Here is a 13,232-nt window from a genome sequence, read left to right as displayed (position 1 = left end):
CAAAATCGCGCTAGTTTGGGCCAATGCGAGCTTACTTAAAAGAGATGTTGGTGTTGATTTGGCAATTGTTATTCACATTCTAGATTTGAAATACCTTCCATCATATCACTTGAATACCCTCCTTGTCCTATTATTTTTTTATATTCCTTGCTTAAATTTTCATCGAGCCTAATTATAAATTCTGAACAGTTCTTAAAATATGGCTTAAGATATTTTTTAGCAAATTTAACGTCGTCCTTAGTATTATTTTTTGCTCGTTTTTTCTTGTAAATAAAATTATCATTCTTTTTATCATATAGATAATAATAAAAGGAACTATGGGAGAAATATTCTGTTAATACATATTTATCATTTTGCACTATAACCTGATGTAATCTATTTAGGCCAAATTTACTTCCTATTTTTAAACGTGTGTAATAGTTGTTGCCAACAAATAGCTCTGATACCTTTCTTTGTTTCACTTTGATAACTTTCCCTTTTTCATTATGATAAAAAAGTCGCTCGGCCGTTAATGCATAGTCACTATAAGAATACATGTTTAATATCGTTTCTTCAGTGTCTTGCATGCTATACATATCAATTCTTTCGTCTTTAGTTGTAAGATAATATCCAATTGATGGATTCCCTTTCCTATTTTTTATCATTTCCTCAATTAGAATCATTCTTTCTTTAGAAGATAGAGTATCACTTTGTGAAAAGGAACTTGAGATAATTAATAAATGAAAAGCAGCTATTAGAAGTAATTTAATTTTCATGATTGTAAGTTTTTTAAACCCTGACACAAATATGGAAAAAAAAATTAAACAAATACTTCTAGTAAGTTTAATGATTGCTTTCTTAATAAAAGTTACTTAGAAAACTAAATATTAAACGAAGCTCCTAAGTTAAACGAGAATTGATTGTGAAGCTTTTCAGCGGGAGTTAATATATCTGTATTGTATTTTGCGAAGGGAACGCTTATTTCAGTAAAAACTCCGAAACCGTAGGTGAAGAAATAACGCGCACCCAAATGACCGCCAAAGTTTTTTAAGCTTGCGTAGAGTCCGGGGTAAATATCAAAACCTTCGTCAATATTTATTACGTTGCCAAGATTGGCGTTAAAACGCGCTCTTAAATCGAAACGATCTCCAAATTTTGCAAATGGGACTTCTTCGCCATCAAGATTTCGAACCTTATCAATTCCCAATAGATAAGCTGAAGCCACTCCAAAAGAAATGTTTTCACCCACGCCAAAGTCTAAACTTCCCATAATTCCCGTGCCGTATTCTTGAAGGTTTGCACCAACTTGGAACTTAACGTCGCCTTTTCCTGTGTAAGCTTGGCCAAAGCTAAGTTGTAAACAAAGAAGTGCAAATACGGTAGCGAATGTTCTCATAGATGAAGGATTTAATGGAAAGATACTGATTTATGACGAAATTAGAGCCTTTTGTTAGTGCGAACGATCGCTTGTTCGTTTTTCCAGTCAATCCATTTTTGACCTTTTATTCTACGCATAAATTGGTCGTAATAGCGCATAATGGCAATATTGTAAACTGCTTTTGCCAAATTTTTAGGATGTCTGGGAATGGCGCGTAAACTCATAGAAAACCCAGGGGTAATGTAGCGCATATAATGCCAATAGCCTTCCGGCATATACAGCACGTTGCCATGTTCTAAATTAGCAATATAACCTTCTGCTTTTTTTAACGCAGGCCATTTTTCAAAATCAGGATTGTGAAAATCTATGTCTTCACGAGTAATTAGAGAATGTGGAATTTTATAGAGATAATCGTTCTGCTTTTGGTCAAAGAGAATCACTTCTTTTTTTCCTTGGAAGTGGAAATGAAAAATGTTCGCCAAATCGATATCATAATGCATAAAAGTATATGAATCTTCTCCACCGAAAAAGAGCATCGGCAAGCCTTTCATCAATTTTAGACCGAAATCGGGATAGGTAAAATCCTGTTGAAGCTGTGGTACTTCCTTTAAGATGTTCCAAAGAAAAATACGGTACTTGGTAGGTTCTTTTTTAAGAAGTTCCACATATTCGCTCATCTTCATTTTGGCGTGTGGTTCATTAAAACCGTCTTCGTGACTCACAGGTCGGTTGTCATAAAGCGGTACGGTTTTATCGCCTGCAACATCCCCCATATAGTCTAGATCCCATTTAGAAAATGCAGGCCAATCATCGACAAAATGTTCGATAACAACCGGTTTTTGGGGTTTAAAGTAATTCTTGAGAAAATCTTCTTTGGTAATGCTCTTTACCTGGTCTATCTTCTGTAGCTGCATAATCTTTGGATTCAGGCAAATTTACGAATCTCTTTGCATTGTAGGACGCGGTTAATAGAACTTTAAGGAAATTGGAGATAATATCTAATTGCGGTACTGAATCGAATTTTTTCAAGGAATTGGCATTTACGTAATGAAGACAATATTATGTCCATATTTGCTAGATATGGACATAAATTGTATATTTATATTTATAAAGAAAAAAATCATGAATGTTAGTCTTACAGAAAAGCAGCGAAAATACATTGACGACAGGGTAAAATCTGGCGATTATCAAAACGCCAGTGAGGTAGTAAGAGATGCTTTGCGTGCTCATGAACTTAATGAACAAAAGTTACAATATTTGCGTAACGAGATACAAAAAGGTATTGATAGTGGGGTTAGTCCTTTTACTATGAAGGATATCTTAGAGCAGAAGAAAAGGCAATATAATATCGATGATTAATGCTGGAAAGGAATATTATACTTTAACTTATAATGCCAAATTTGACGTGGATGGGATTTTCGATTATGATGAAGATCGTTTCGGAATAGATCAAGCTTTAAAATATTTTTTCGGTTTAGAATCGCTTTTTGAGCAACTAACTACTTTCCCGAACGAAGGAATTCTCCGAAATGATATTGGTTCAGGCATTCGAAGCATTCCATATGGCTCCCACCTCGTATTTTATTTAATTACAGATATTTCTATTGAAATTGTGAGAATCTTACATCAAAGCCAAAATACAATGGATTATTTTGAATAACTCATTAGATTGAATAGATACCTCTACAAGGAGATTGCTTCGTGCCTCGCAATGACACCTTGCAGGAAACAATAAATCCCAAACTCCATTTTATTGGAATTTGGGATTTTATATTTTTTTGGGATTTTCTTTTCAAAGGTAGCTGAGTGATTCCGACCTTTCAGTTGGAATTGTATCGAAGCTAATCTGCCAAAACCATCACTCTGTTCTTATTACATTCAACAGTTCCTCCAGAAATATGAAGTACCCATTTTCCATCTTCTTTGCTAAATTTTTTCTGAAAACCTTCCGCTATGGTTGGGTTTCCGTCAAACTTCACTTTGCCTTCCTGTAAAACAGAAACGATAGGAGCATGGTTATTCAACATTTGGAACTCACCTTCCACACCTGGAACGGTTATGCTTACTACTTCTCCAGACACTAAGGATGCTTCGGGGGTTACTATTTCTAAATACATCTTTTTTAGTTATGAGTTATGAGTTATGAGTTATGAGCAACTCTGCACTCATAACTCATAACTCTGAACTTGTTTTATACTTCTGCAAGCATTTTCTCACCAGCGGCGATAGCTTCTTCAATGGTTCCTTTAAGGTTAAAAGCTGATTCTGGAAGGTGATCTAGTTCTCCATCCATAATCATGTTGAAACCTTTGATCGTTTCTTTAATATCAACCAAAACTCCAGGAATACCGGTAAACTGCTCTGCCACGTGGAATGGCTGAGAAAGGAAACGCTGTACACGACGTGCGCGACCTACTGCCATTTTATCTTCTTCAGAAAGTTCTTCCATCCCAAGAATGGCGATAATATCCTGTAATTCTTTATAGCGCTGTAAAAGCTCTTTTACGTTTTGTGCACAGCTGTAATGCTCTTTTCCAAGAATAGCTTCGGTAAGAATTCTAGAAGTAGAATCCAATGGATCTACCGCTGGATAAATACCAAGCTCAGCAATTTTACGGGAAAGTACGGTTGTAGCATCCAAGTGGGCAAACGTTGTTGCCGGCGCTGGATCCGTAAGGTCATCCGCAGGTACGTAAACCGCCTGTACAGAAGTAATGGAACCTCTTTTAGTTGAAGTAATACGTTCTTGCATCGCACCCATCTCTGTTGCCAAAGTTGGTTGGTAACCCACCGCTGAAGGCATACGCCCAAGTAGTGCAGAAACCTCAGAACCTGCTTGTGTAAAACGGAAAATGTTATCAACGAAGAAAAGTACATCTTTTCCTTGACCTTCGCCAGCTCCATCACGGAAGTACTCAGCAATTGTCAACCCTGAAAGTGCAACACGTGCACGTGCTCCAGGTGGTTCGTTCATCTGTCCGAACACGAAAGTAGCTTTAGATTCTTTCATTGCAGTTTTGTCAACTTTTGAAAGATCCCATCCACCATTTTCCATAGAGTGCATAAAGTCGTCACCGTATTTTATAATACCAGACTCAAGCATTTCGCGAAGCAAGTCATTACCCTCACGGGTACGTTCCCCTACACCGGCGAATACTGAAAGACCACCGTGGCCTTTCGCGATATTGTTAATCAACTCTTGAATAAGTACCGTTTTCCCAACACCAGCACCACCAAAAAGACCAATTTTACCACCTTTTGCATAAGGTTCAATAAGGTCAATTACTTTAATACCTGTGAAAAGAACTTCGGTAGAAGTTGAAAGATCTTCAAATTTTGGAGCATCACGGTGAATTGGAAGACCGTGTTCGCCAGCTTTTGGCAAGTTTCCAATACCGTCAATTGCATCGCCAATTACGTTGAAAAGTCGACCATAAACGTCATCGCCTACTGGCATTTGGATTGGCGCTCCAGTTGCAACAGCATCTACGCCACGGCTTAAACCATCGGTAGAGTCCATTGATATGGTACGTACCATGCTCTCACCAATGTGAGATTGAACTTCAAGAACCAAAAGGTTTCCGTTGTTGTTTACCTCTAACGAGTCGTATATTTTTGGAAGTTCCGATCCGCTATCAAACGCAACGTCAACTACCGGGCCAATAATCTGTGCAACTTTTCCTATGCTTTGTGACATGAGTAACTCTTTATTTTATAGTTATCTAAGGGTTAAAAATCAACCCCTGTTTTGAACGGTGCAAAGATAGTTTTTTCTGGGTGATATTTGCAACGGAATTTTTAAAAAAATTATAGGTAAGAAATACTAGCCCACAAAGTTCTTTGAGGCCTTTGGGGCTTGAATAATCAGAGCATTTCGCAAAGCCCACGAACCTCTTCCGAAAAAAGTGAAATTATTCGCTTCTGAAGGGTATCATCTTTGGAAACGCTGCGGCCATCAATCTCAATAACTGGCGTCAATTCCCCCATGGTTCCTGTTGCTAGAACACCATCAGCATTATAGAACTGAGAAAGGGTGATATCCGCTTCTGTTATTTCGATATCGTATTTTTTACACATTTCAATCACTGAATTCCGTGTAATTCCAGGAAGACAGGCGTGCGCAAACGGTGTGTAGACCTTTCCATCTTTTACCATAAAAAGGTTGCTGCCATTAAGTTCAGCTATAAAGCCACGATCGTCAAGCATTAATCCCGCATCTTTTCCAGCCACATTCGCTTGAATTTTTGCGATAATATTATTGAGCAAATTGTTATGATGAATCTTACTATCCAAAAATTGCGGTGAGTTGCGACGTTGACTGGTGCTTATTACTTTTATTCCGTGATTGTTATCGTAGACCAAAGGTTTCCATTCTGCCAAAACTATTAGGCAAGAGCCGCTTTGATTTAGGCGAGGATCCATACCGCTGGTTATTTTTTCACCACGGGTCAAGGTTAAACGAATATGTGTATCGTCATTCATCCTATTGGCATCGAGGGTTTGTTTGATAGCTTTTTTAATGAATTCTTTGGAAGGGATATCCGTAAATGCCAAGGTTTTAGCAGATTCGTACAAACGGGTTAGGTGTTTATCTAAGCAAACTACACCTTCGGGATAGACGCGCAAACCTTCCCAAACCGCATCGCCTCCTTGTACAGAACTGTCAAAAACAGAAACTTTAGCTTCGTTTCTCGGGTATAATCTATCTTTTATAAAAACTTGAATGGTATCGTTTTTGGGATTGGATTTTTGAAGCATAATTTTGAAGTTGAGAGTTTATGAGTTTAAAAGTTTAATGGTATTTTTTAACGCCTCATCCCGAAGGGATGAAATATTTATAGAAAACAATTAGCTAGGTTTATAAGACCCCATCGGGGTCGAATGCGGTTTCAATGTTGTTTGCTATAAATATATGAACACTTCGGGTTCGGTGTTCTTATAATATTGGTTTGAATTCGTCATAATTAGGTATTAATCAAAACATTATTTTTTAAAGTTTCATAATATGGCAAGGCCTTTTTCAGCAATGGTTCCAAATGTTTCGGCAAATCTTGCGAACTGCTTTTTTGCAGGGCAAAACCTTCTGAATTATGGACGTTAGTGTACCAATGTTTTGCCCAAATGCCATCTTCAGGTATTCCGCCTTTTTTCCAGTGAAGCATTTTTTCAGAAAAGGGAATCTTTAGTAAGTTACAAAGTTTTTTCAAATAGGCTTCTGGGTTTTTCAAAAGTTCATCACTGTCTATAACAATTGGTGTTTTTTCGTTGTTCTTCAGAAATAGGAATAGTTCAGAAGCTTTTTTGATTCCAATATCGTTGATAGTAGGAGTATGGATTACTTTCGAAAAGGAGGCAATCAACTTTTTAGGATGTCGAATTAAAACCACGTTTTCCCAATTCAATATATATCTAGGTGAATCGGTTAAATAGTGATGCGCCATTCCTTTTACAAAAACGTTTTTCTTTCCTGTCCGTCCGGCAGAAGAGTCTGAAAGTAAATTTATTTCTTCAACTACTTTTTCTTCTTTGAATTCCAAGGTTTGCAGAATTTCATTTTGCGAGGGATGGTCGTTTTCCAAAGTTGCATTTTGAAGATAATAGCCATAAAAAGGTTCGTCTAAAACTATTATATCGTCGCGCTGTGCAAAGGAATACATAAGGGCGGTAGAAAGGTTTCTGGGGCCTGAAATGAGATTGATAACTTTCATTTAATAAAAGTATCAATTAATTTGGAAACAAGGCTGAAGGGAATCAAGAAAGGAGACTAATGCGAGTCAGGGAAAGAAAAAATTCGACGTTATCTTTTCAAATAAATTTCCATATAATTTGCGGTGGAAAGGTATTCGTTTCGCAAATGGTCAAGATGCATTATTATATTTTTGTAGGCAGGATCGGTTTCTTTTAAATTGTCTTGAAACTCTTCATCAGTCACGGTTAATGCGATATACCAAGAACCCGATCGAGATGTATATTGATTTTCGAAAGCTGGATCAATCCCTTTGCTGTCCATTACAGCATCAGCCACAATTGGTACAAGGTTCACGGTTTTCGTATTCCGTTCTATTTCGTAAAAAGTGAGATAATACCTTTTGTTGTTTATGGATATAGGTAAGTTTCCACCACCAACGTCATAGTCAATATCATACTTGGCATTAATATAGGTGTAAAATTCGTTTGCATCTTTTGGGTCTTCAAAAACATAAACGTACTGTTTAGGAAGTTGATTTTTGAATTTTTTCCCTTTGTAGATTTTTGCGCCTTCAATATTTGGGGCAATTTTCAATGGAATACAGGAAAATGTGCAAAATGCCAAAAGCATAAAGCATGTGCTTTTTAAAAAAGTTGAAACTAGGTTTTTATAAGTTGACATTTTGAACCACGACTGAAGGGAATCAAGACTAAAGAGAGATAGGACGTTTAAAACCACAACTTGTCCCGATTCTTCATCGCGAACCTTTTGAATCACGATTTGAAATTGATATTATATTTAAAATAAAAAAAGACGAACCCTTAAATATTTCACGGATTCGTCTTTTATCTTTATTCTATTGTCTTTTTTCTGAAAACTTATTCCACAGTAACCGATTTCGCTAAGTTACGCGGTTGATCGACATTTCTACCGAGCATAACTGCAATGTGGTATGAAAGCAATTGCAATGGAATGGTAGTAACTAATGGCGTTAAAGCTTCTGGGGTGTGAGGCACTTCCATAACGTAGTCTGCCATTTCTCTTACAGCGGTATCTCCTTGGGAGACGACTGCTATAATTTTACCTTTTCTAGCTTTTATTTCTTGAATATTGCTCACCACTTTTTCATAGTGATCACTTTTTATTGCAATAACCACAACGGGCATTTGTTCGTCAATAAGTGCAATCGGTCCGTGCTTCATTTCAGCAGCCGGATAACCTTCAGCGTGGATATATGAAATTTCCTTTAGTTTTAAAGCGCCTTCCAAGGCTACAGGGAAATTGTAGCCTCTTCCCAAGTATAGAAAGTTTCGGGCATCTTTAAAGACAGCAGAGATTTCCTTTATCTTATCATCAGTTTTCAAGGCTTCTTCTACATGTTTCGGAATAAGATCCAACTCACGTAGATAGAGCATAAAATCACGTTGGCTGATGGTTCCTTTGGCTTTCGCCAGGCGTAGGGCAATCATAGTCAAGACGGTGATCTGGGTAGTGAATGCTTTTGTTGAAGCAACACCAATTTCAGGACCGGCATGCGTATAAGTTCCGCTATGTGTTTCTCTCGAAATAGTGGAGCCAACAACGTTGCAAATGCCATAAACAAAAGCTCCTTTTGATTTAGCAAGCTTTATTGCAGCAAGGGTGTCAGCAGTTTCTCCACTTTGGGAAATAGCAATAACAACATCTTTTTCTGAAATGATTGGATTTCTATAACGAAATTCGGACGCGTATTCAACCTCAACGGGAATACGAACCAAATCTTCAATAATATATTCGGCTACTAAACCAGCGTGCCAAGAAGTTCCGCATGCTACAATGATAATTCGTTCTGCATTGATGAATTTTCCAATGTGATCTTCTAGACCACCAAGTCTAACGATACCTTGATCTGCTAAAAGCCTTCCTCTATAAGTGTCTTTTATAACGGATGGTTGCTCAAATATTTCCTTCAGCATAAAATGGTCATATCCACCTTTTTCAATTTGCTCCAGATTGAGTTGGAGTTCTTGAATGATTGGCGCAACCAATTTATCGTCTTCGATTTTGCGAACTTTCACATCGCGTCCAAGACGAATGATGGCCATTTCCTCATCTTCCAAATAAATGGCACTTTTAGTAAACTCAATAAAAGGTGAGGCATCACTAGCAATGAAGAATTCATCTTCACCAACCCCAATAGCCAATGGGCTACCAAGTTTTGCAACTACAATTTCATCTGGTTTTTTTCTGTCGAAAAGAGCAATGGCGTAAGCGCCAATCACTTGGTTCAGGGCTATTTGAACGGCCTTTCCGAGTTTCACTTTTTCCTTAATTTGAATTTCTTCTATAAGATTTACCAAGACTTCCGTGTCGGTTTCAGATTTAAAGGTGTATCCTCTTTTTATCAATTCCTTTTTTAGCGCATCATAATTTTCAATGATTCCATTGTGGATGAGAACCAAATTGCCACTGTTTGAATAGTGGGGGTGGCTGTTCACATCATTTGGTACTCCGTGAGTAGCCCAACGCGTATGGCCAATCCCAATATTTCCTTTTAGGGAAATTTCACTTTCAGCTTTAGCTTCTAAATCAGCAACTTTGCCTTGTGTTTTGCAAAGTTGAATTTCATCGCCATCAAAAAGTGCAATGCCTGCACTGTCATAACCTCTGTATTCTAGGCGCTTTAGCCCGTTAAGAATAATTGGGTATGCTTCTCTATGGCCAATGTAGCCTACAATTCCACACATATAATTCTTTTATTTTGGTTCGGTATAATAAATTTGAAGTTTTAATCTTTTCTCCGGATTTGAAGTAGCATTTCCATATAAAACAGTTCCCTCTGGCGATACTACGCTGCTGGATGGAACTTGTTCGATATTTGGTTCTATTGGGTTTTCAAGATCTAATGTTGTTCGTATGGTAACATTTTGCGAAACCACAATTCCCAATGGTACATTGGTACTATCTTTATTGATTAGATTACTAATGTGGTCTGTTATTTTCATTTTGTAATACTTCCCTTTGCCGTCAGTTCCTCTTTCCAGTCTTCCATAATGATTGGTAAATGCGTCCAGAGGATCTAAGCCATTGGTTTGATCACTATTATAATCTGCTAAAACATTGCTGTTTTTAAGATCATAAATTATAATTCGCTCTGGTTCCGTTGTGCCACCGGCAATTATATTTTGGTTTACATAAAAAATTAAGTTTGCTTCGTTTATAATCAATTTTTTATCACGAAGTACTTCAAGATCGTCTGCTATTCCGTTGTTGTCAAGATCTTTTCCGAAGAGCTCCACCACCGAAATAATCCCATCACCTCCTCGTATATAAAGATTTTCTTCACCGGATTGTGTATTCGGATTCTCTAGAGCAGTTTCTACAGGTTGGGGCAATTCGTTATCAAAAGTGTTCACGTTAATACCTCCAAGGCCTAATCTAAAGATGGCGTTCTCTCTTTCGTCTTCATCGGGATTTTTAAAATTATAATATATTGATATATACGCTGAAGCGGCATCAAAAATGAACAAACTACCATCATTTGAAGGTGAGTTTACCTGAAAGTAAATTCCTCTAAGATAATCTTTAAAATTATTGCTGTTCCGCAATTCTTCAGCGCCTTCCATGTCTATAATCTTCTCTTGGAAAAAAGTAGAGTCAAGTTTAACCCTAAGTCCAGGGATTAGTTTTTCTTCATTATCCCCTCCTTCATCAAAAACGAAACCAGTCTCACTTGGAATGAAATTTTCAATAGAAGCCAAAACCGGACCTAGATTATCTTCAAAAGTGCTCCCTTGATCGGTATAGTAATTTTGAAATTCCTGAAAACCTGTACTGGGATCATAATCCCTTAAAAAATAATTGGAGGCTGCGATGGAAATATTTATAGGCGAAGCGCCATAAATAGAATCTAGCTCATAAGTGGTTACACTATCAACGGTAGTGGCTTTGCTAAAATAAGGCAAATACACATATACACTGTCCACTTGAGCGTCTTCTCCAAACTTCGGATCGTTTTCAGTTAAAGTGAGTTGTGAAAGTAAGTTTACCGTCGATTTTCCAAAGACTGGGTCGTTGTATACCCCAAGTTGGTATGCCGGTAATCTATTACTTTGAACGGGTCCCATTTTTTTGCTGTAGGAAACTATGGTCTGTGATTCGTCTAAAATACCATTGGGAATTTGATCACCTAGAATTTCCGATCCAATTGTGCTAATATCATCTTGGCACGAGGAGAGGGCAATTATAAGAAACAAAATAGTGCCAGCGATAGGCAGCAAATTTTTTATTTTCATCAGTCTTTACGATTTTTTTAAAATGGGAAGTAATTTAATAGCTGCTTTATAAAAAGTATGTGTTCTATAAATGCTTTTTGCATTTTAAAACACAAAACATTTATTTTAAAACTTTGTCGCGGTAAAAATCCAAATATGCTTGGGAAAAATTCTCCATATTGTGATATTTTAACACTGGAATTTCTAGAGTGTTAAGATATTCCTCAAGTTCTTTGGGTATGACTTCTGAACCAATGATCGCTGCATCCGAATTTTCAATTGCAACTTTCATTAAATTAACATAGCTCGGATCTTCCAGATCCTTTATAGCTTCATCATCAAGAGCGTCAAACTTAAGTTTGTCAATGGTGTTTTTGGCCAATGTTCCATCAAAACCTTGTCTATATACCGAGGTAACAATTTTACTGTTTTCAAATAAAGGTTCATTGCCGTAATAATTTTTTAAGTACAAAGGTAAAAAAGAGGCCAACCATCCATGAATATGAATGATATCTGGCGCCCAGTTAAGTTTTTTTACGGTTTCAATTACACCTTTTGCGAAGAAAATGGCGCGCTCGTCATTATCCTTGTAAAAATTTCCATCCTCATCGGCATACGTAGCCTTACGTTTAAAGTAATCTTCATTATCAATAAAATAAACCTGAATGCGCTCTTTTGGTATGGAAGCAACCTTTATAATTAATGGCATGTCTAGATCATTAATGACTAGATTCATTCCAGAAAGGCGTATTACTTCGTGTAGTTGATGTCTTCTTTCATTAATATTGCCGTATCGAGGCATGAAGATGCGTATTTGACCATTATTGCTGTTAATCATTCTCGGCGCTTCAAACGACATTGAAGAAATCTCGGTCTCTGGAAGGTATGGAATTACTTCGGAAGACACATACAAGACTCTTTTATCTTTCATCTATAGGGTTTTTAGGTGTTATTTATGATTGTCCCAAAATATAATGGGGGGCGTTAAAAACACGCAAAATTACGAAAATTTATGTAGATTGTCTTTAATATATTATTTTTGGCCGCTCTTAACGCAATTTTATGCTGATACATACCCAGAAAAAGTCCTTAGTACAAGCCTTGTCTTCTGCAAATAATGCAGATTCAGAAATAGGAAAAAAGAAAAAAATAGGTTTTGTGCCAACAATGGGTGCATTGCATATTGGTCATATTTCTTTAGTAAATAAGGCCTTAGAAGATAATGACTTGGTGGTTGTAAGTATTTTTGTAAATCCAACACAATTTAATAACAACGCCGATCTTCAAAAATATCCAAGAACGCCGGAGGATGATATTTCACTTTTAAAAAACTTAAAAGGGGAGATAATTGTTTACTTGCCCCAAGTTCAAGATTTATATGAAACTGCTGTTTCTGCAAAGGATTATAATTTTGAAGGTCTCGAAAATGAAATGGAAGGTAAACATAGAAAGGGTCATTTTAATGGAGTTGGAACGATTCTAGACAAGTTCTTTAGAATAATTAAACCTGATAATGCCTATTTTGGTGAAAAGGATTTTCAGCAATTGCAGATTGTGAGAAAATTGGTTGCCGTAGAAAAACTTCCTGTTAAAATTATAGGATGCCCTATTCTTCGAGAAGAAACGGGCCTTGCCTTGAGTTCACGTAATAAAAGACTGGATGCAAAACAAGTTGATGAAGCTACGCTAATTTATAAAGTTTTAAATGAAGTTAGAGAAAAATTCGATTCAACAACGCTCAAGGAGTTAAACGAATTAGTTGCGGAACGGTTTTTGCAAAACGAAAGCTTGAACTTGGAGTATTTTGAAATTGCCGACGAAAAAACGCTTAAGACCGCCAAACAAAAAAGCAAGCACGCAAAATATAGAGCGTTTATTGCTGCCTTTGCAGGCGAAGTTAGGTTGATAGATAATATGCCTTTAAATTAATATC

General features: G+C 36.9%; 14 protein-coding genes. 3 read left to right on the top strand and 11 right to left on the bottom strand.

Translation table 11 applies throughout. The features are described from left to right. Positions 1-68: 68 nt before the first annotated feature. From G440_RS0109585 to G440_RS0109570, 3 genes are all read right to left on the bottom strand, one after another. Complete coding sequence (locus tag G440_RS0109585; RefSeq protein WP_026451109.1) at positions 69-755, bottom strand: hypothetical protein; 687 nt, start codon at positions 753-755, stop codon at positions 69-71. A gap of 104 nt (positions 756-859) precedes the next feature. Beyond that, on the bottom strand, positions 860-1,375 hold the full coding sequence (locus tag G440_RS0109575) for a DUF6646 family protein (RefSeq protein ID WP_026451108.1): 516 nt from the start codon (positions 1,373-1,375) through the stop codon (positions 860-862). A 41-nt stretch (positions 1,376-1,416) separates the two neighbouring features. Beyond that, positions 1,417-2,271, bottom strand: coding sequence for a cupin-like domain-containing protein (locus tag G440_RS0109570; RefSeq protein ID WP_026451107.1), 855 nt, complete (start codon positions 2,269-2,271; stop codon positions 1,417-1,419). Between the two features lie 133 nt (positions 2,272-2,404). Between G440_RS0109570 and G440_RS0109565 the strand changes: the two genes are divergently transcribed. Together G440_RS0109565 and G440_RS0109560 are read left to right on the top strand one after the other, a co-directional pair. After that, positions 2,405-2,716, top strand: a complete 312-nt coding sequence (locus G440_RS0109565; RefSeq protein ID WP_245574845.1) for a type II toxin-antitoxin system ParD family antitoxin — start codon at positions 2,405-2,407, stop codon at positions 2,714-2,716. After that, complete coding sequence (locus G440_RS0109560; protein WP_034259319.1) at positions 2,709-3,017, top strand: type II toxin-antitoxin system RelE/ParE family toxin; 309 nt, start codon at positions 2,709-2,711, stop codon at positions 3,015-3,017. Before G440_RS0109565 ends, G440_RS0109560 begins: the two co-directional genes overlap by 8 nt. A 181-nt stretch (positions 3,018-3,198) precedes the next feature. Here the strand turns inward: G440_RS0109560 and G440_RS0109555 are convergent, their stop codons facing one another. The 8 genes from G440_RS0109555 to G440_RS0109520 form a co-directional block, all read right to left on the bottom strand. Continuing rightward, the gene (locus tag G440_RS0109555; protein WP_026451104.1) at positions 3,199-3,474 is read right to left on the bottom strand and encodes a FoF1 ATP synthase subunit delta/epsilon; all 276 of its coding nucleotides are present in this window, start codon (positions 3,472-3,474) and stop codon (positions 3,199-3,201) included. A 74-nt stretch (positions 3,475-3,548) separates the two neighbouring features. Next, positions 3,549-5,054 carry a F0F1 ATP synthase subunit beta gene (atpD, locus tag G440_RS0109550; RefSeq protein WP_026451103.1) on the bottom strand — a complete coding sequence of 502 codons (1,506 nt, stop codon included), beginning with the start codon at positions 5,052-5,054 and terminating at the stop codon, positions 3,549-3,551. A gap of 167 nt (positions 5,055-5,221) precedes the next feature. Next, entirely contained in the window at positions 5,222-6,115 is an 894-nt protein-coding gene (locus tag G440_RS0109545; protein ID WP_026451102.1) for an aminotransferase class IV, read from the bottom strand. 206 nt (positions 6,116-6,321) lie between these two features. Next, positions 6,322-7,065 (bottom strand): sulfotransferase-like domain-containing protein, encoded by a 744-nt coding sequence (locus tag G440_RS0109540; protein WP_026451101.1) that lies wholly within the window; start codon positions 7,063-7,065, stop codon positions 6,322-6,324. An 89-nt stretch (positions 7,066-7,154) separates the two neighbouring features. Then, positions 7,155-7,823 carry a hypothetical protein gene (locus G440_RS0109535; RefSeq protein WP_169718954.1) on the bottom strand — a complete coding sequence of 223 codons (669 nt, stop codon included), beginning with the start codon at positions 7,821-7,823 and terminating at the stop codon, positions 7,155-7,157. Between the two features lie 101 nt (positions 7,824-7,924). Then, the gene (glmS, locus tag G440_RS0109530; RefSeq protein WP_026451099.1) at positions 7,925-9,772 is read right to left on the bottom strand and encodes a glutamine--fructose-6-phosphate transaminase (isomerizing); all 1,848 of its coding nucleotides are present in this window, start codon (positions 9,770-9,772) and stop codon (positions 7,925-7,927) included. A gap of 9 nt (positions 9,773-9,781) precedes the next feature. Next, positions 9,782-11,320, bottom strand: coding sequence for a BamH family beta-barrel-assembly machinery protein (gene bamH / locus G440_RS0109525; protein ID WP_034259316.1), 1,539 nt, complete (start codon positions 11,318-11,320; stop codon positions 9,782-9,784). A gap of 100 nt (positions 11,321-11,420) precedes the next feature. Beyond that, positions 11,421-12,230: a glycogen/starch synthase gene (locus tag G440_RS0109520; protein ID WP_026451097.1), complete on the bottom strand. Its 810-nt coding sequence runs from the start codon at positions 12,228-12,230 to the stop codon at positions 11,421-11,423. A 131-nt stretch (positions 12,231-12,361) separates the two neighbouring features. Here G440_RS0109520 and panC point away from each other — a divergent pair, with 131 nt between their 5' ends. Further along, positions 12,362-13,228, top strand: coding sequence for a pantoate--beta-alanine ligase (gene panC / locus G440_RS0109515; protein WP_026451096.1), 867 nt, complete (start codon positions 12,362-12,364; stop codon positions 13,226-13,228). Positions 13,229-13,232 lie beyond the last annotated feature (4 nt).

This window comes from Aequorivita capsosiphonis DSM 23843 (assembly GCF_000429125.1).
Taxonomy (GTDB): domain Bacteria; phylum Bacteroidota; class Bacteroidia; order Flavobacteriales; family Flavobacteriaceae; genus Aequorivita; species Aequorivita capsosiphonis.
The sequence above is the reverse complement of the archived record's forward strand: the minus strand, read 5'-3'. Positions and strand labels throughout refer to the sequence as shown.